The organism is Halosimplex halophilum (assembly GCF_004698125.1).
In the GTDB taxonomy this organism is placed as follows: domain Archaea; phylum Halobacteriota; class Halobacteria; order Halobacteriales; family Haloarculaceae; genus Halosimplex; species Halosimplex halophilum.
Map to the genome: position 1 here is coordinate 2,190,963 of NZ_ML214297.1, position 19,097 is coordinate 2,210,059.

Annotated in this window: 12 protein-coding genes; 3 read left to right on the top strand and 9 right to left on the bottom strand. The window is 69.4% G+C overall.

The features are described 5' to 3' along the window. The first annotated feature begins 7 nt into the window (after nucleotides 1–7). Nucleotides 8–1,690 carry an NADH-quinone oxidoreductase subunit D gene (locus E3328_RS10935; RefSeq protein WP_246022968.1) on the top strand — a complete coding sequence of 561 codons (1,683 nt, stop codon included), beginning with the start codon at nucleotides 8–10 and terminating at the stop codon, nucleotides 1,688–1,690. 21 nt (nucleotides 1,691–1,711) lie between these two features. Here E3328_RS10935 and E3328_RS10940 read toward each other — a convergent pair whose 3' ends face one another. After that, entirely contained in the window at nucleotides 1,712–2,131 is a 420-nt protein-coding gene (locus E3328_RS10940; protein WP_135364589.1) for a DoxX family protein, read from the bottom strand. A gap of 326 nt (nucleotides 2,132–2,457) precedes the next feature. Between E3328_RS10940 and E3328_RS10945 the strand changes: the two genes are divergently transcribed. Then, entirely contained in the window at nucleotides 2,458–2,841 is a 384-nt protein-coding gene (locus E3328_RS10945; protein ID WP_135364590.1) for a winged helix-turn-helix transcriptional regulator, read from the top strand. 31 nt (nucleotides 2,842–2,872) lie between these two features. Here E3328_RS10945 and E3328_RS10950 read toward each other — a convergent pair whose 3' ends face one another. Then, complete coding sequence (locus E3328_RS10950; RefSeq protein ID WP_135364591.1) at nucleotides 2,873–3,922, bottom strand: TrmB family transcriptional regulator; 1,050 nt, start codon at nucleotides 3,920–3,922, stop codon at nucleotides 2,873–2,875. A gap of 174 nt (nucleotides 3,923–4,096) precedes the next feature. Continuing rightward, complete coding sequence (locus tag E3328_RS10955; RefSeq protein ID WP_135364592.1) at nucleotides 4,097–6,262, bottom strand: ABC transporter substrate-binding protein; 2,166 nt, start codon at nucleotides 6,260–6,262, stop codon at nucleotides 4,097–4,099. 295 nt (nucleotides 6,263–6,557) lie between these two features. Between E3328_RS10955 and E3328_RS10960 the strand changes: the two genes are divergently transcribed. Continuing rightward, nucleotides 6,558–7,466 carry a serine/threonine-protein kinase RIO2 gene (locus E3328_RS10960; RefSeq protein ID WP_135364593.1) on the top strand — a complete coding sequence of 303 codons (909 nt, stop codon included), beginning with the start codon at nucleotides 6,558–6,560 and terminating at the stop codon, nucleotides 7,464–7,466. A 220-nt stretch (nucleotides 7,467–7,686) separates the two neighbouring features. Here the strand turns inward: E3328_RS10960 and E3328_RS10965 are convergent, their stop codons facing one another. The 6 genes from E3328_RS10965 to E3328_RS10990 all read right to left on the bottom strand — a co-directional run bounded on the left by E3328_RS10965 (nucleotide 7,687) and on the right by E3328_RS10990 (nucleotide 19,070). Beyond that, nucleotides 7,687–8,250, bottom strand: a complete 564-nt coding sequence (locus tag E3328_RS10965) for a DoxX family protein (RefSeq protein WP_135364594.1) — start codon at nucleotides 8,248–8,250, stop codon at nucleotides 7,687–7,689. A gap of 150 nt (nucleotides 8,251–8,400) precedes the next feature. Further along, nucleotides 8,401–10,242: a glycoside hydrolase family 5 protein gene (locus E3328_RS10970; protein ID WP_135364595.1), complete on the bottom strand. Its 1,842-nt coding sequence runs from the start codon at nucleotides 10,240–10,242 to the stop codon at nucleotides 8,401–8,403. 82 nt (nucleotides 10,243–10,324) lie between these two features. After that, a complete protein-coding gene (locus tag E3328_RS10975; RefSeq protein WP_246022970.1) occupies nucleotides 10,325–12,175 on the bottom strand; it encodes a hypothetical protein in 1,851 nt (616 codons plus the stop codon). A gap of 184 nt (nucleotides 12,176–12,359) precedes the next feature. After that, complete coding sequence (locus tag E3328_RS10980; protein WP_135364596.1) at nucleotides 12,360–13,997, bottom strand: cellulase family glycosylhydrolase; 1,638 nt, start codon at nucleotides 13,995–13,997, stop codon at nucleotides 12,360–12,362. Nucleotides 13,998–14,096: 99 nt separating this feature from the next. After that, a complete protein-coding gene (locus E3328_RS10985; RefSeq protein ID WP_135364597.1) occupies nucleotides 14,097–16,796 on the bottom strand; it encodes an endo-1,4-beta-xylanase in 2,700 nt (899 codons plus the stop codon). A 30-nt stretch (nucleotides 16,797–16,826) separates the two neighbouring features. Continuing rightward, nucleotides 16,827–19,070, bottom strand: a complete 2,244-nt coding sequence (locus E3328_RS10990; protein WP_135364598.1) for an endo-1,4-beta-xylanase — start codon at nucleotides 19,068–19,070, stop codon at nucleotides 16,827–16,829. Nucleotides 19,071–19,097 lie beyond the last annotated feature (27 nt).

Genomic DNA, 19,097 nt, shown 5'->3' on the forward strand with positions numbered 1-19,097 from the left:
GGCGCGTATGGACCAACGACAGCGACAGGTGGGCGAGCGGGCCGGGAGCGCCACACCGGCGGCGGACGCCGACTCGCCGCTGGAGACGGCCCTGTCGGTCGTCCCCGACGACGCCGTCACCAGTACAGAGGAGCACCTGAACGCGCCTGCACTCGTCGTCCGGGCCGACCGCGTACAGGCGGCGCTGTCCGCGCTGCGCGAGCGGGCGGGCTTCGACCACTGCGCCTGCGTCACAGGCCAGGCCTACGGCGACCGCTACGAGTCGATCTATCACCTCCGGAGCTACGACGACCCCACCCGGGAGCTCTCGGTGGTCGTCCCGACCCCCGCCGTCCGCCCCGAACAGGAGAGCGCGGCGCCGGTGTACCCGACCGCCGACTGGCACGAGCGCGAAGCCTACGACCTCGTGGGCATCGAGTACGACGACCACCCCGACCTGCGGCGGATCCTCCTGCCGGAGACATGGCAGGGCCATCCGCTCGATCCCGATTTCGACCAGACGGAGCCGCAGATCGTCACCTTCCGCGAACACGAGAACCCGCTGGCCGACGACCGCCGCGACGGCGACACGATGTACGTCAACATGGGACCGCACCATCCGGCGACCCACGGCGTGCTCCGGCTGGGCGTCACGCTCGACGGGGAGTACGTCGCCGCGGTCGAACCCGACATCGGCTACATCCACCGCTGCGAGGAGCAGCTGTGCCAGCAGGGCACCTACCGCCACCAGATCATGCCCTACCCGGATCGGTGGGACTGGAGCGGCGCCGGCCTCTGCAACGAGTGGGCCTACGCCCGCGTCGCGGAGGATCTGGCCGACATCGAGGTGCCCGAGTACGCCCAGGTGATCCGCACCATGAGCGCCGAGCTCTCGCGGCTGCTCGGGCACTTCCTCGCGGTCGCCACCTACGCGCTCGACGTGGTCGGCGAGTTCACCGCCGTCTTCATGTACGGGATCGAGGAGCGCGAGCGCGTCCAGTCGATCCTCGAAGATCTGACCGGCCAGCGGCTGATGTTCAACTACTTCCGGCTGGGCGGCGTGGCGTGGGACCTGCCTGATCCCCGCGCGGAGTTTTTCGCGGAGATACGCGAGTTCCTCGACGGCCTGCCCGACCGGCTGGCCGAGTACCACGACCTGCTGACCAGCAACGAGATATTCCAGATCCGCACGGTCGACACGGGCGAGCTGTCGGCCGAGACGGTCAGGGAGTACGGCTGTACCGGGCCGGTCGCCCGCGGGTCCGGCGTCGACTACGACCTGCGCCGGGACGACCCGTACGGCTACTACCCCGAACTCGACTGGGACGTGGTCACCGAGGACGGCGGGGACAACTACGCGCGCGTGCTCGTGCGCCTGCGAGAGATAGAGGAGTCCGCCCGGATCATCGAGCAGTGCGTCGACCTGCTGGAGGAGTGGCCCGAGGGCGACCGCACCGTGCAGGCGAACGTCCCGCGCACGCTGCGGCCCGACCCCGACACGGAGATCTACCGCGCCGTCGAGTCCGCGAAGGGGGAGCTGGGGATCTACGTCCGCAGCGACGGCACCGACTCGCCGGCCCGCTTCAAGATCCGCGGCCCCTCCTTCTCGCACGTCTCCGTCCTGGAGGAGGCCGCCCGCGGCGAACTCGTCCCCGACCTCATCGCGACCATCGGCAGCCTCGACCCCATCATGGGCGACGTGGACCGCTGACGGGGACGCCGGCGACCCGCTCTAGAAAAGACCGACGCCGAGCGCGTAGGGCCACGCCTGGCCGCCCAGCGCGAGGAGCGCGAGCGCGCCGCCGGCCAGCGCGACGTTCTTCAGGAAGCCAGTCATCTCGTCCTGGGTCTGGTCCTCGGGGACCGCCCAGAAGTCGTGCATCGTCACCGCCGAGACCAGCAGGAAGGTGGCGAGCGCGCCGGCCGCCAGTACGGGCGCGACGCCGAGCGCGATCCCGACCCCGCCGAGGACGAGCACGACGCCGGACGCGATCACGGAGAACGCCGGCGCCGGGATCCCCTTCATCTCCGCGTAGCCGCTCATTTGCTCGACACCCGAGAAGTGGTTGAGGCCCATGAACGCGAGGACGCCGCCGAACAGGACTCGCGCGAGCAGGAAAACGACCTCGCCGGCGGCCGACTCGACGGCCATCAGGCCGTCACCCCCGGAACCGCGGAGCCGTCGTCCGTGTCTTCGCCGCCCGTGCTATCGTCGCGCGTGCTACCGTCGTGAACGCGTGCCTCTGACATCGGTACCACGTACAGCCCCCACACAAATATACGTTATCTGACACTCATGTCACCGGGAGACACCGGTGTTACCGGCTGTGCTCGACGTGACTTCCCCGACGCGCCCGGTAGCGAGTAGCGCCTGTCGACCGCGGCGGCCGCCGAGTGTCGGCCGGAAATCAGGTGTCTCCGTGTTACCGGGTTCGTGAACGAACTACCTAAGTGTGTGGGCGCAGTATGGCGGGGTACATGGCGACCAACGCGAACGCGGAGGCGGCCAACCCCGAGGCCTGTCCGGTAGTCGACTCGCTCGAACAGATCGGCTCCCAGTGGCGGCTGGTGGTGCTGTACGACCTCCAAGAGGGCGAGAAGCGGTTCAACGAGCTGAAACGGTCGACCGGCGCGAGCTCGCGGACGCTCTCGCGCGTGCTCGACGACCTGCAGGAACTCGATCTGGTCGACCGCCGGCTCGAAGAGGACGCCCCGGTGGCGACGTTCTACTCGCTGACCGCGAAGGGCGAGTCGCTCTGTCCGGTGTTCGACGCCATCGAGTCGTGGGCCGACGAGTGGCTCGGCGAGGACGCCGACGGGAAAGAGGCGATGGCGGCCGTCGAGGCCGTCGCCGGCGAGTAGTCCCCGACTGCGGAGCGGATTCCGGCGGTTTTCACTCCTCGACCGGCCGGAGCCGGACCGACTTCCCGCGATAGTCTTCGAGGAAGCCTCCGGGAGCGCCGACGCTGACGGTTCCCTCGTCGGTGTCGAGGACGAACCCGTTCTCCAGCGTGAACTGGTTGGTCGCGGGGTCGACCAGCGCCTGACGCACGTCGTTGACGCGCCCGGCGACGCGCTCGCCGGACTCGGTCTCGACCTCGGCGCGCAGGTCGGTCCCCATCCGCCGGTGGCGGACGGCGGTGAACGTCGCCTTGCGGAACCACTCGAACGTCGCCGGGAGCTCGGGCGGGTCGGCGACGTGGACTTCCCACGGGAACGGCCAGTAGGCGCCGAGGAAGGTGGCGATGACCGCGCCGGTCAGGCCCCACTCCGAGACCCAGACGACCCCCTCCTCGAAGTAGGCGCCGTCGAACACCTCGGGGCTGCCGATCATCGCCCGCTCGTCGTCGGCGGCGTAGGCGAACGCCATCTCGTCGCCCCAGCAGCGCACCACCGTCGCGAGCCCCGCGTAGCGCTCGGCCGCCCGGTCGAGGTCGTCGACCTCGCCGACCAGCAGGAGGACGAGCGCCCCGCGCTCGCGGGCCGCGCGCAGCTCCGACTCGACCTCCGGGACCACGTCCGCCGGCACCGAGACCAGCACCTCCGACTCCGCGCTCTCGACGTCCTCCCGGAGGTTCTTCAGCGCCTTCCGCCGGGACTTGGCCATCTCGATCTCCGAGGTGCGCGGCCCGGTCTCGGTGAACCGCTCCTCCAGCGCGGGGGTCATCGCGTCGATGCGCTCGGAGATGTCGGCCATCGCCTCCCGCGGCGGGAGCGCGCGGATCGTCGTCGGCGAGACGTGGTCGTTGACCCGGACGAGCCCCCGCTGTTCGAGGCGCTCGACGATGTTGTACACCGTCCGCTGGGTGACGCCCGCCTCGTCGGCGACGGCGCTGGTCGTCGCCTCGCCCAGCTCCAGCAGCGCGAAGTACGTGTTGATCTCGTTGTCCGAGAGCCCGAACACCCGCAACTGTTCGCGCAGCGCCGCGTCGTCGGAGTCCATTTGTATCGACCTCTCGCTCGTGAGTAATCCGTGTGTTGTTCGGCGGGAGTCGCCCCGACGACCGCGACGGATGGGAGCGACGCGCGGCGTCGCGGTCGCCGGAACTGCGTGACAAGGAGTACGGTCGGGTGCCGGACCGACGCAGGGCCCGGCGACGGCGGCGTCGCTACATCCTTACCCCTCCTCCGGCGGTTCGAACTCGGTGTCGTAGCTGGCCTGGGCGATCCCGCCCAGCACGAGCACGTCCTCGATGCCGAACGAGCGCTCGTAGTCGAACGCCCGCGCCGAGGGGCCGGGCCAGTCGAAGTCGCGGACGTTCCCGAACGACCCCTGCATGTACTGGTGGAACGGGAAATGCGGGACGTAGAAGTTGTAGTACTTCGCGCAGGTGCGGTACAGCTGCTGGCGTTCCGCCTCGGAGTTGCCCGGCTGGCGGATCCTGTTGACCGTCTCGACGAGGTTGACCTCGGTCGCGTCGTCCAGATCGGGCGACTTCCCGGCCTCCTCGGGCGCGTCGAAGGCGCCGGGCTCGTTCGGGACCTGCTGGACGATCGGCTTGCCCTGGGTGTCGACGGTGTCCTCGGGCTTGGCCTCGAAGGGGTCCGGCGCGGTCGGGCTGCCGGCGACGAGCGTCTCGTCCCACCAGGCGCCCACGTCGTGGTAGTACTGGAAGACGTACGGGTCGCCGTGCCAGTACAGCGACGACTCGTAGTTGAGCCCGCCGTTGGGGTCCAGGTTGTTCGACCACGTGTTCCAGCCCTGCGTCGAGAGGTTCACGCCGAAGCCCCAGTTGGCCAGGTTCGCCCGGATCGTCTGGGCCGCCTGGATGTGTTCGGGGATCGTCGACGTGGCGAACAGGTCGATCTCGGCGGCGTTGCCCGAGGGGTCGACCCACTGGCCGCCCTGCTTGCTGTACCCCGCGTTTCGCATGTACTGGTCGGCGTTCTCGACGTTCCGCTCGCGCGAGTAGGTGTGGAGGCCGTCGAGGAACTCCTCTGAGAAGACCGCCTCCGACTGGGCGTCCAGCAGGAACGTGTCGTGGGCGAGCGGCTGGGCGCCGCCCTCCCCCCAGCCGTTCTGAGAGACCGCGTTCCAGTCGACGGCCTCGACCAGCGCCCGGCGCACCCAGAGGTTCGCCAGGTGCGGGTTGTTCCAGTTGAACTTCCACATGTCCCCGCCGGTGGCGCGCAGCCACCGGGTGAACTCCTGCATGTAGTCGGGCAGCACTTCCCGGTTCAGCGACGCGCCGGGCGACACGTCACCGACGTTCACGTCGAGGACGCCCTCGGTCTTCAGCGTCTCCGCGCGGTCGCCCTCCGCCCAGTAGATGGCGAGCTTCTCGACGTTGGTGTTCCCGGCGTTCGGATGCTCCGGGTCGAGGTGGAGGACCATCCGCTCGGAGCCCACGTCGTCCATCGACTCCAGCCGGTAGGGCCCGGTGCCGGCGAGGTACTCGTCGGTGCCGCCCGAGAGCGCGATGCGGTCGAGGGAGACCCGGTCGCTTTTCAGCTCATCGGTCACCGACGTCACCTGGTCGCGCGACCCCGCGTCGCGGTACCGCTCCAGGTACGGCTCCGTGAACGACGGATGCAGCGGCGGGTCGCCGTCGACCGGCCCGGCGTTCGTCTCCAGGATGTTCCGCGCGGTCGGGTCCGGCTCCTGCTCGGGGACCGACCCCTTGTCCGTCCACCGGTGGAGCGTCCACTGCTCCTCGGCGCGCTGGTTGAACGTGGCGTCCTCCGTGAACTTGTTCCCGGCCTGGAAGAACTCGACGTGGTTGTGTTTCTCGCGGGCGACCGCGTCGTGGGGGTCGCCGTTCCAGTAGGCCGACCGGTCGTCGTGGTGGTCGTACCAGTCGAAGGGCGGTTCGACCTCGGTCCCCTCGATCCACGTCATGATCTCGATCTCCTCGTGGTCGGGCTTGTGCGGCGTCGGCACCGTCGTCCCCGAGTACGACAGGTTCGTCGTGTGGACGTTCCGCAGCCCGTGGAGGTCCGACATCCACAGGTCCCCGGCCGTGTTGTCCTGGGGCGTCCAGGGGTTCCAGTCGAACACGTCCGGGGAGTTCGCGTGCGCGTAGGCGATCGTGTCGACGACCGGCTCGCGGTCCGTCGCCGTCGGCGCCGCCGTGTTCCCCGACCCGTTGGCCACCGTGTTCTCACGCTCGATCGGCTCGACCGTGTCGTCGCTCGACCCCGGCGTCGCCGTCGACCCGCTCTCGCTCGGACAGCCGGCCAGCCCGGCCGCGCCCAGCCCCGCGATCAACTGTGCGTACCGGCGACGCGAGACGCCGCCCGTCGAGTCGCCGCCCGCCTCGCCACCCTCGTTATTGGCTACCATGGTTCGTGCCCTACTGTGGCCCACCCCTTGAAATAATTTCTGGAAGAAATATTTTTTCGAGATGTTTTCACCGTGTTCGTCCGCCCGTTCAGGCCTGGAAAACGCCGATTCCGTTTACCGACTCCCGGTTGCAACGATCGCGAACGAGTGGTCGACCCCCGCGAGGTCGGGTGGACCCTCGCTCCCGGCCACCAGTCAGGGTGCACCGGCCGATTCGATATCGCGCTATGGGATTTATCGCCGGAACGGGCCCGACGCGTCGGGCTTTTCCCTATCGACGGAGTACGGGCGAGTGATGGTCCAGAACGTGGCATCCGTGATAGCCGACCTCGAGGCCGAGGACTTCTATCTGCTCTCGGGGGTCGAGCAGGGGATGCGCTTCTCGGAGTACGTCAACCGCGAGAAGCTCCCCGAGTACACCCGTCTCTCCCCGGAGGACGTGGACTACCGGCTGGACCGCTGCGAGGACCGCGGGCTGGTCGAGCGCAAGACCATCCAGTACGAGGGGTTCAAACTCACCTTCGAGGGGTACGACGCGCTCGCGTTGCACACCTTCGCCGAACGGGAGACCTTCGACGGCGTCGGCGCCCCCCTCGGCGTCGGCAAGGAGAGCGACGTGTACGAGGTCCGCTCCTATCGCCCGCTCGCGCTGAAGTACCACCGCGAGGGCTACACCAACTTCCGCGAGGTGATGAAGGAACGCGACTACACGGCCGACCGGGACCACGTCTCCTGGCAGTACACCGCGCGCAAGGCCGCCGAGCGCGAGTACGACGCCCTCGAAACGCTGTATCCCGACGTGTCCGTCCCCCAGCCGGTCGACCACAACCGCCACGCGCTCGTCATGGAGAAGGTCGACGGCGTCGAGCTCTCCCGGACGAAACTCACCGACGCCCAGGTGATCCCCGTCATGGAGCTGATCCTGGAGGAGATGGCGACCGCCTACGCCGAGGGGTACGTCCACGCCGACATGAGCGAGTACAACGTCTTCGTCACCGAGGAGGGCGTCGTCGTCTTCGACTGGCCCCAGGCCGTCCCCACCGACCACGACAACGCGCGCGAACTCCTCGAACGCGACGTGGAGAACCTCGTCGGCTACTTCGCCCGCAAGTACCCGGGCCACGTCGACGAGGTGGACGTTCCCGGCCTCGCCGAGTCGCTCGCCGACGATTCCTTCGAGTCCGTCGACGAGTTCGCGGAGTAGACCCCGTTCTCGGCCGGCCTGCAGATTTCTGTCCGACAAGTTCCGACAGAAACGCCGTTAGCATCTCGAACGTATAAACTACATATCGCGATACTAAATACGAACCGGGCCGGATCCGAACGCCCACAGAATGCGGCGAGACAGCGCCGCTTCGGTGATGGTCCGGGAGACAGACGGAAACAGGCGGATGCGGAACACCGGACCGGTTCGGCCCCCGGCGTCAGCCGAGGACGTAGCGCAGGCGGGGGTAGCGCTCGACGAGCGCCTCGCCGCCGACCTCGTAGCGCTCGATCAGGGCGTCCAGTCCGAGGATCCGGCCGGCGCCGAAGGCGGCGACGGCGAGGAACACGAGCATGTAGGCGAAGTCGCCGTTGATGAGCCCGTGTTCGATGCTCCAGTTCCCGAAGTAGAACAGGAGCATCATCAGCGCGCCGAACAGGGCCGCGAGGCGGACCAGGGCGCCGACGAGCAGGCCCAGCCCGATGAGGACCTCGCCCCACGGGACGGCGACGTTCGCGAACGCGACGAACCAGTCGGTCGTCCCCATCCAGACGAACACCCCTTCCAGGGGGTTGCCGTTCGTCCCGGCCGCGTGGACCAGGTAGCCCCGGGCGGAGAACCCGCCCTCCAGGACCTTCGTCGCGCCCGAGTACAGGAACGCGTAGCCCATCATGAGCCGCAGCGCCAGCACGAACCACGCCGACAGGCTGTGTGCCTTGCCGCGGACCGTGTAGCCGCCGATCTTGCTCTCGAACTCGTTCACTCCGGGGGTAGTCGTCGACATTGGTGTGACCTCTATCTGTAGAGACGACGGACGCGAGTATATACCCGACAGGCTGTTCTCCGCTTTCGGGAACTGTTCCCGGCGGCTGAGAATCGCTCACCACGAGATCGGACGGTTCGGCCCCACCGGGCGCGAGGGCGGGCGACGGCGCTACTCCAGCCGGACGCCGCCGACCCGCAGGGTACCGGTTCCGCCCTGCCAGAAGTTCAGCCGCAGCGAGAGGTCCCCCACAGAGCGGTCGACCCCCGCCGACGCCATGTCGACGACGACCGGCGAGAGCGAGGTACCGATCGAGTCGTCGGTCACGTCGGCGAGCAGTCCGCTGGCGCCGCCCATGCTGAAGCGGATCTCCGACCCCTCGCCCCCGTCCGCGCCGGCAACCGTGAGGACGAGCGTGTCGTAGTCGCTCACGTCACGGTTGATCTGCTCCTGGTACCAGCCGCCGTTGTCGTACGCTAACACGAGCGCGCCGTCCTCGACCTCGCCGGAGCCGTTCTCGAAGGACTCGGCGCCGCACCACTGTCCGAGGTCGTTGCGATGGGACGACCACGCCGGGTCCCCGTCGTAGTCGTTGACCACCAGCGCGTCGCTCGCCGGCGTGTCGGTCGGCGTCTCCGGCTCGTCGGTCGGCGTCGCCGTCGACGTGGGGCCGCTGGGCGTCGGCGTGTCCGTCGGCGCGGGCGTGGCCGTCGGCGGCGGCGTCGCGGTCGAGGTGCCGGTGGGCGTCGCGGTGGCCGTGTCGGAGTCGGTGTCCGTATCGACCTCGCCGGCGGGCACGTCCTCGTCGCGGTGGGCGGCGAGTTCCTCCCGCCAGAACTCGCCGTACTCCTTGACCGACCAGTCGTGGTCGAGCATCGCCGGTCGCCACTTGCTGTCGAAACACCAGACCTGCCAGTGGACGTCGTAGTCGGCGAAGAAGTCGAGGAACTCCTGGCCCTCGTCGTCGGCGGTCCCGGTGATGTAGTCGGCGCCGTGCTCGCCCCAGCCGAACTCGGTCACGAACACCGGCACCTCCTCGGCGGGCGTCCCGAAGTACTCCGAGAGCGGGCGGAGGTTCTGATGGCCGTAGACGTGGCCGGTGTAGGCGAGGTTGTCGCCGTCGAACTCGTTTCTCGGCGCCTGGTAGGTCCACTGGCTCCACCGGGGCGAGCCGATCAGGACCAGGTTCCGCGGGGCGTGCTCGCGGATGGTGTCGACCCACGGCTGGGCGGCCTCCCTCCAGGTGTTCCACGTCTCGATGGCCTCGTCGTCGTTCGGCGCCACGTCGACGTTCGGCTCGTAGTGGCCCTGGTAGGGGTGGATCGGCTCGTTGTACACCTCGAAGAGGACGTGCGACTCGTCGGCGAACTCCGGGGCCACCGTCTCCCAGAACATCGTCAGCTCCTCGTCGATGCCCTCGCTGGTGTAGGCGTGCTCGTCGTCCTGGCCGCGGTGGCGGTGGTAGTCGACGATGCAGTAGACGTTCTGCTCCGCACAGGTGTCGACGGCCGGGCGGAGGTGGTTCTCGACGTACCGTTCGAGCTGGGACTGCGAGAAACCGGGGACCGGCGGGATACCGCCGGGGTCGTGGTCCCCCACGTCGGTCGGCTGGATCGGGAGGCGGACGATCCGCGAGTACCACCCCTCGTCGGCGCTGGTCGCCCGTTCGATGGTCTCGTCGGCGTCGGGGCGAAAGTCCTTGACGTTCATCCGCCTGGCGTCGGGGACGTTCACCCCCCGGAGGATCACCTTGTTGTCGCTGGGGTCGCGGATCAGGTTGCCGTCGCGGTGGAGCCACGGCGTGGGAATGCCGTCGGCGGCGGCGCTGCCGGTGATCCCGACGCCGAGCGCCGTCGCGGCGCCCGCCCCCGCGGCCGTCCGCAGGAACCTCCGCCGGGAGACGGCGTCGACGCGGTCGCTGAGGCCGTCGGCGGACCCGGCGGTTCCGTGGGTCCGGTCGCGCTCGGGTCGGTCGTCGGTCGATTCGTCGGGTCGTGGTCGTTCGTGTGACATCGGTCGAAAAATTCGGGTCGCGGTTCGCGGGAACGCCGCGACTGCCGCGAGGGCGTCCCCGGAGTGGAGCGTCCGGTCGCGGTCAGTTCGGCACCCGGTAGGTCAGGTCGATGGCGTCGATGATCGGGTCGTTGCGGTTCAGGTCCGTCTCCAGCTCGACGTGCAGCGAGTCGAGCATCGTGTCGACGAGGTCCTGCCGTTCGGCGCTCGTCGACCACGCGCTCCCGTCGCGGGGCGTCCCGATCTCCATCGCGACGCTCTGTCCGGGGTAGATCGTCCGCATGTGGTACGGCTCGTCGTGGTTGGCCAGCCGGACGGCGTACACCGACAGCTCGTCGTAGTCCGGGTGGTTCACCTCGATCACGTCGCGCTGGGGGTGGCCCAGCGACGCGCTCGGACGGTGGGGGTTGTTCCAGTGGCCGTCCGAGAGATTGGCGGCGTCGCCCGACGGGCCGAGCCACCAGATGACCGCCGCGTCCTGGAAGTACGGCACCTCGCTGGTGTTCTTCAGCTTGATGTACTGGTTGAGGTAGCTCCCGCCGGTCTCGTGGATGCGGATCTCCGCCGCCATCGGCGCCGTTGCAGTGAACCCGTCGCCGCCGAGCGACTCGCCGGTCACCGGGTCGACCTTCTCGGCCGCGGCGTCCAGCACCGGATTCGTCTCGTCGTTGTAGACCGAGTCGGGGAGGTTCCCCGAACTACCCCACTCGCGGCTGTCGTCGTACTGGGGCTGGTCGTGGGCGCGGTCGCGCACGCGGACCTCCATCGGCTGGTAGGTCCGGGCGTCGGTCGGCCAGCGGTCCTGGACGAACTGGTCGGGGTCGTTCGTCGCCGCGGTCGGCCCGGCTGTCTCGTCCCACACGGTCTCGGGCTCGTCGTGGACGCCGGGGTCCTCCTCCTCGTCGGGCAACAGCGCCAGCCGCGGGAGCAGCTTCACCGTCGCGTGGGCCGGGAAGTCGTTCTCGGCGAGCTGTTTCACGTACGGCAGCGCCTGGGTGCCCAGCTGACCCAGCGTCAGCGACCCGTCGCCGACGTTGTTCTCGACGGCGCTCACGTCGTAGCCGAACTCCTCGGCCTTCTCGGAGTCGGTCCACTCCTGGAGCTTCGAGCCCGTCTCGCCCGGCAGGTAGTCCGTGAAGTCCCGCGGGACGTAGTAGGGGTCGTCGAAGTGCTCGTACAGCTCCGCTACGGTCGTGCTCTCGGTGATCTCCGAGGCCGGCGGCAGCGAGTCGGGTTCCGGCGGCCGGTCGGGGAACGGCACGTCCCAGGTGCTCCCGTCGTCGGGCGCGTCCGTCGGCGTGTCGTCGTCGGGTTCGTCGGTGGGTGTGTCGTCCTCCGGCGTGTCGGTCGGCGTGTCCGTCGGCGTCGACGGGTCCGTCGGCGTCGGCGTCGCGGTCGACGGCGGCGCCTCGCCGTCGCTCGTGAACGCGATGCGGTCGATCTCGACCGCCCCCGACTCGCCCTGCCAGAAGTTCAGCCGGACGGACTGCGGACGCTCCAGGTCGGCGCCGGCCGCCGCGAGGTCGACCGACACCGTCGACCACTCCGTCCCGATCGCGTCGTCGGTGAGGTTGCCGAGCAGGTCCCTGGCGCCCCCCACGTCGACCAGGAAGTCGCTCTCCTCGCCGCCGGCGTCCCCGCGGACCCGCATCGTCAGGTGTCCGCGGTCGGCGACCGACTGCGAGACGTTGCTCGCGAACCAGCCGGCGTTGTCGTACTCCAGTCGGAGCGCGCCGTCGGCGACCTCGCCGCTGCCGTCGCCGTTGGCGAAACTCCCCGCGCCGGCCCAGTTGCCCAGGTCGTTCGACCCGGGATAGCTCCCCCCGTCGAAGTCGTGGACGACCAGCGCGGACTCCTGGGCCAGGGCCGTCGAGGCCAGCCCCAGGCTTCCGAATGCGATACCCCCCTTCAGTACGGTTCGTCTGTCGACCATTGCAGAATACACATACGGCCGATAGCTGTTAAATTTAACGAATAGAAAAATAATTTTTGCGGAACGCTAACCACGCCGGGTCGAGCGGACCCGGCGACGGCCGGCCCCCGCAGCGCGGGCCGGAAACGGTGTGGAGGCGGGGCGAAGCCCCGGGGAACGGCAGCCGTGGAGCGGCGGGCGGTCCCTACTCTAATCGCACCTCCTCGATCCGCAGCGTGCTGGTTCCGCCCTGCCAGAAGTTCAGCCGCACCGACAGCGCCGAGGACGACCGGTCGATCCCCGCCGCCGCCATGTCGACGCGCACGTCCGTCGCACTCGTCCCGACGGCGTCGTCGGTCACGTCGGCGAGCATGGTGCGGACCCCGCCCATGTCGAAGAGGACCTCCGACTCTTCGCCCCCGTCCGCGCCGCTGACGCGCAGGACGAGGTCGCTGTAGCCGTCGACCGGCCGGTTGATCTGCTCCTGGAACCAGCCGCCGTTGTCGTACGCTAACACGAGCGCGCCGTCCTCGACCTCGCCGCCGCCGTTCTCGAAGGACCCGGCCCCGCACCACTGTCCGAGGTCGTTGCGATGGGACGACCACGCCGGGTCCCCGTCGTAGTCGTTGACCACCAGCGCGTCAGCCGCCGGGGTGTCCGTCGGCGTCTCCGGCTCGTCGGTCGGCGTCGGGGTCTCCGGTTCGTCCGTGGGCGTCGGCGTGTCGGGCTCGTCCGTCGGTGTCCCCGGTTCGTCGGTCGGCGAGTCCGTCGCGGTCCCGCCGTCGCCGAGCCGGCTGTAGACGACCGAGAAGTAGTCGCTGGCCGTGTAGCTGTCGGCCGAGCAGTCGTCGCCCCAGTACGGCGAGGCCATGTTCATCGGGTCCGCCGAGCCGTCGCCGTTCCAGGCCCAGCCGACGACCGGCCAGCCCAGCTCGCTCGCGTAGTCGACGATGGCCGACCAGTCGGCGCCCGTCGAGTTCGCGTAGTTGCCGAACTCCCCGATCATGCAGGGGTAGCTCGTCTCGTCCATCGCGTCGAGGTCCTCCGGGACGAGGTACTCCCCCGTCGTCGCGTTCCACGCGCTGGGGTAGACGTGCGCCGAGAGGATCAGGTCGTCGTCGTCGATCCCCTCGGCGGCGTCGGCCAGGCGGTAGGTGCCCTGGCCCCACCCGGGCGCGTCGCAGACGATCGGCCCCGAGTAGCTCGTCTCCGAGCGGACGGTGCCGATCGCCTCGTCGTACGCGTCGGCGTACTCCCCGGCGGTCACCTGGTGGTTGCCCCACTCGTTCATCATGTTCACCGTGAACGAGGTGTCGGCCGAGAGCGTCTCGTAGTGCTCCGCCCAGAACTCCGCCGCGTTCTGGAGCGCCGCGGCACTGGCCGACCCGTTGTCGGGGTAGTGGTGGTACGTGGCGATCACGTCCAGCCCGTGGGCCGCGGCCTCGTCGATCCAGCGCTTGGCGTCCTCGACCGTCGTGGCGACCTCGCCGAAGTCGAACGGCTCGATCTCGATCCGGACCGTCTCGATGTCCGGGTACTCCGCCATGAGGTCGTAGCCCAGGTCCTGGTCCCCGTCGCAGAAGTACGACGGCTGGAGGTTGACGCCGTCGCCGAACGAGGCGCCGGCGGCCGTCGACACGGTCGCGCCGAGCGTGCCGACCGCGCCGAGCGCGACGCCGCCGCCGAGCCCGCGCAGCACCGTCCGCCGCCGCGGGCCGCCGTTCGACGCGTCACCGCCGCCGCCCGGTGCGTCGCCGCTGCCACCGGACCGGGCGCGGTCGACCGCCCGGCCGCGTCGCTGTTCGCCGTCCTGTGCCTGTCGTGGTGAGTCGTCGGAGTCCATGGGTCGTGTCTCGCCTGTGTCGTGTCTCGCGTGGGGTGTCGCCGGACGGGCGCCGCGGCGGACCGCCGGCGATGTGTCGCCGACCCGCCGCCGCGGCCGTCAGGAGACGGTGACTTCGACCGTGTCGGTGGTCGAGGCGCCCTCGTTGTTCGTCGCGGTCAGTTCGACGGTGTAGGTGCCCGCCGAGCCGTAGGTCGCCTCGGCGTACCAGCCGCTGGCCGACTCGCCGTTGCCCAGGCTCCAGGACAGCGAGTCGACCCAGTTGCCCGACTCGGTGGTGTCGGTCACGCGGAAGCTGACCCGCTCGCCGACCGACGCCGAGGTCGCGCTCGGGTCGATCTCCGCGACGAGGTCGCCGCTCGACCCGTCGGAACCGTCCGACCCGTCCGACCCGTCGGAGCCGTCGGAGCCGTCCGACCCGTCGCCGCCCCCGCCGGAGCCGCCGAAGGCGATGCGGTCGATCTCGACCGCCCCCGACTCGCCCTGCCAGAAGTTCAGCCGGACGGACTGGGGGTCGTCGAGGTCGGCACCGGCCGCCGCGAGGTCGACCGACACCGTCGACCACTCCGTCCCGATCGCGTCGTCCGTGAGGTTGCCGAGCACGTCGCTCGCGCCGCCGACCTGGACGGTGAAGTCGTCCTCCTCGCCGCCCGCGTCGCCGCGGACGCGGAGGCGCAGCGTCGGCCGGTCGGCGACCGACCGCGTGACGTTCGACCCCATCCAGCCGGCGTTGTCGTACTCCAGCCGGAGCGCGCCGTCCGACACGTCGCCGCTGCCGCCGCCGTTGGCGAAGCTACCGCCGTCGGCCCAGTTGCCCAGGTCGTTCGACCCGGGGTAATTGCCGCCGTCGAACTCGTGGACGACCAGCGCGTCGCCGGCCGGCTCGTCGGTCCCGTCCTCGCCGTCGCCGGCGGCGTCGGTCGTCGCCGTGACGGTCGCGGCGTCGGACTCGTTGCCGGCGGCGTCAACCGCCGAGACGCCGACCGTGTAGCTCGTCTCGGCCGACAGCCCCTCGACGGTCGCCGTCGTCATGCCCGCACCCACGGTCTGGTCCTCGCTGCCGTCGACGTAGACGACGTACTCCGAGAGACCGGCGGAGCCGTTGTCGGAGACGCCCTCCCAGGTGACCGTCACCGTCGAGTCGGTCGTCGCCGACACCGAGAGGTCCTCCGGTACCGACGGCGGCTGGGTGTCGTCGCTCCCCTCTCCGTCGCCCTCGACGGTGACCGTCACGGTCGTCGTGCCCGACGCGTCCGACACGGAGACCGTCTCCGTGGTCTCGCCGCTGTCGGTGCTGACCGTGACCTCGTGCTCGCCGAGGAAGGCGGTCGTCGCGTAGGCGCCCGAGCCGTCGGTCGTCCCGCTGTCGTCGGTCCACCACTCGTCGTAGACGAGGCCAGTCCACACGTCGTAGGCGGGTTTCTGCGACCAGTCGTCGTAGAACAGCGGCGCCTCGTTCTCCCAGTGGCGGCCGTCCCAGAAGCCCCACATGATGAAGTCGTCGCAGCCGGGGTGGGAGAAGGCGCCCCGCAGGTAGTTCTCCAGCATCTGCGCGCGCTCCTCGTCGTCCTCCCAGTCGTCGCCGTTGTACGTGTCGAACTCCGTGATCTTCAGTCGGCCGCCCAGGTCGGCCCACTTGTTCATCTCCTCGGCGACCTGGGCGGCGCTGATCCGGCCGTCCGGGTCGTCGTTGCTGTTGAACTCCCCCTGTCGGGCGGCGACGTGAGCCTGTAGCCCGACGGTGTCGACCTGAACGGCGTTGGAGTTGATGTGCTGGATCTCGTTCTGATACCGGTTGTCGGTGTAGGCGTAGGGGAACTGGTTGAAGTCGTTGACGGCGATCCCCAGGTCGTAGCCGTTCTCGCTGATGACCGATTCGGCCTTGTCGTACCAGTCGGCCAGCAGCTGGGAACTCCAGGGGACGACCTCGCCGGTCCAGGGCTCCTCGGTGTCGATCTGGTCGCCGTAGACGCCGATCTGCATCTGGTAGACGTGCATCGCCTCGTTGACGACCTCCCACTCGGTCAGGTCGTCGCCGTAGTGGGTGATGATCTCCTCGATGTGGGCCATCGACCGCTCGCGGATCGTCTCGGCGTCGTTGTTGTCGATCGCGGTCTGGATGTCCGAGGGGATGGCGCCGACGTCCTCGCGACCCCACAGGCAGACGTGCCCGCGCATGTCCAGCCCCTGGTCCAGGACCCACTGGGTCGCCTCGTCGGCCAGCGCCTGCTCGTTCTCGAAGAAGTCCCACTTGTGGCGGTTCTCCATCACCGCCTTGTTGAACAGCTCCGGGATGTACGTCCGGTAGTTGTCCCCCTCGCTGGAGCTGTTGATCAGCGTGTTGGCGTTGACGGCCGTCCCGAAGCCGAACTGGTGTTCCCGCTGGGAGACCGAGACCTCCGCCCCCGAGACCGTCGAACCGTCGGGGTTCTCGACGACCACTTCGAGGTCGCCTGTCCGGTGTTCCCGGATGCGCTCGTCGACCGTCTTCGACGTGTCGGCCGTCTCCGCGGCCGCCGTCCCCGTCCCGGCGCTACCGAGGCCGGCCATCGCGGCGGCCGCCAGCGACGCCTTCAGGTAGTCCCGCCGGTCCATCGACGCCAGCGCCTCGGCGGCCTCCTCGTCTACGACCTCCGGGTCGTCCACGTCTGCGACCTCGGGGCCGCCCGCGTCGCACCGCTCGGCCTCGATCCCGTCCGCATCGGCCGCTTCGATGTCGGTTTTGTCGGCCGATCCGTCGGCCGTCGGTACGTCTGTCCCGTCCGTCTGTGCTCGGTCGGATGTGTCGTCGTTCGTCATAGTTCCGTGTGTGCCTGTGTGGTTCGCGCGCTATTCGAGCCGGATCTCCGCGATCCGCAGCGTGCTGCTACCGCCCTGCCAGAAGTTGAGCCGCACCGAGAGATCCCCCACAGAGCGGTCGATCCCCGCCGACGCCAGGTCGACGCGGACTTCCCCCGTGCTCGTGCCGATGGCGTCGTCGGTGACGTTCGAGAGCATGGTCCGCACCCCGCCCATGTCGAAGAGGATTTCCGACTCCTCGCCGCCGTCCGCGCCGCCGACCTCGAACACCAGCGTCGAGTACGCCTCGATCGACCGATTGATCTGCTCCTGGAACCAGCCGCCGTTGTCGTACTCCAGAACGAGCGCACCGTCCTCGACCTCGCCGGAGCCGTTCTCGAAGGACCCGGCGCCGCACCACTCGCCCAGGTCGTTGCGGTGGCTCGACCAGCCCGGGTCCCCGTCGTAGTTGTCGACGACCAGCGCGTCGGCCGGCTCGTCGCTCCCGCCGTCGTCACTCGCGTCGGTCGCGGCCGTGACGGTCGCGGCGTCGGACTCGTTGCCCGCCCCGTCGACCGCCGCGACACCGATCTCGTAGGCCGTGTCGGCCGACAGTCCCTCGACGGTCGCCGTCGTCATGCCCGCACCCACGGTCTGGTCCTCGCTCCCGTCGACGTAGACGACGTACCCGTCCAGCCCCGAAGAGCCGTTGTCGGAGACGCCCTCCCAGGTGACCGTCACCGTCGAGTCGGTCGTCGCCGACACCGAGAGGTCCTCCGGTACCGACGGCGGCTGGGTGTCTCCCGTGTCGCCGCCGCCCTCGACGGTGACGGTGACGGTAGTCGTCCCCGAAGCCTCGGACAGCGAGACGGGTTCGGTCGTCTCGCCGCTGTCGGTGCTGACCGTGACCTCGTGCTCGCCGAGGAACGCCGTCGTCGCGTAGGCGCCCGAGCCGTCGGTCGTCCCGCTGTCGTCGGTCCACCACTCGTCGTAGACGAGGCCGGTCCACACGTCGTAGGCGGGTTTCCGCGACCAGTCGTCGTAGAACAGCGGCGCCTCGTCCTTCCAGTGGTCGCCGTCCCAGAAGCCCCACATGACGAAGGCGTCGACGCCGGGGTGGGAGAACGCACCGCGCAGATAGTTCTCGGTCACGTCGGCGCGTTCCTCGTCGTCCTCCCAGTCGTCGCCGTTGTACGTGTCGAACTCCGTGATCTTCACGCGCGCGCCGTGGTCAGCCCACTTGTTGATCTCGGCGACCACCCGGTCGGCGTCGATACGGCCGTCGGGGTCGCTGTTCGTGTTGAACTCGCCCTGCCGGGCGGCGACGTGGGCCTGCAGCCCGACGGTGTCCAGCTGCGCCCCGCTGGCGTTGATGTGGTCGATTTCGGACTCGTAGCGGTTGTCCGTGTAGGCGTAGGGGAACTGGTTGAAGTCGTTGACCGCGATGCCGACGTCGAGGTCGTTCTCGTCGATCACCGACGCGGCCTTGTCGTACCAGTCGGCCAGCAGCTGGGAACTCCAGGGAACGACCTCGCCGGACCACGGCTCCTCGGTGTCGATCCGGTCGCCGTAGACCCCCAGCTGGAGCTGGTAGACGTGCATCGCCTCGTTGACGACCTCCCACTCGGTCAGGTCGTCACCGTAGTGGGTGATGATCTCCTCGATGTGGGCCATCGACCGCTCGCGGATCGTCTCGGCGTCGCGCTCCTCGATCGCGGTCTGGATGTCCGAGGGGATGGCGCCGACGTCCTCGCGGCCCCACAGGCAGACGTGCCCGCGCATGTCCAGGCCCCGGTCGAGCAGCCAGTCGGTCGCCTCGTCGGCGGTCTGGCGGTTGTTCTCCCAGAACCGCCACTTGTGGTGGTTGCCGAGGACCGCCGTGTTGAACAGCTCGGGGACGTACTCGCGGTAGTTGTCCCCCTCGCTGGAGCCGTTGATCAGCCTGTCGGCGTTGACTGCGGTGCCGAAGCGGAACTGGTGTTCCCGCTGGGAGACCGAGACCTCCGCCCCCGAGACCGTCGAACCGTCGGGGTTCTCGACGACCACTTCGAGGTCGCCTGTCCGGTGTTCCCGGATGCGCTCGTCGACCGTCTTCGACGTGTCGGCCGTCTCCGCGGCCGCCGTCCCCGCGCCAGCGCCGCCGAGGCCGGCCGCAGCCGCCGCGGCCAGCGACGCCTTCAGGTAGCCCCGCCGGTCCATCGACGCCAGCGCCTCGGCGGCCTCCTCGTCGAGGGCCTCGGAGTCGCCGCTGTCGGCCGGTCTCGGTTCCGCTCTCCGCGTATCGTCGTCTGTCATGAGTGCGTGTCAGATGGTTCTCTCGCG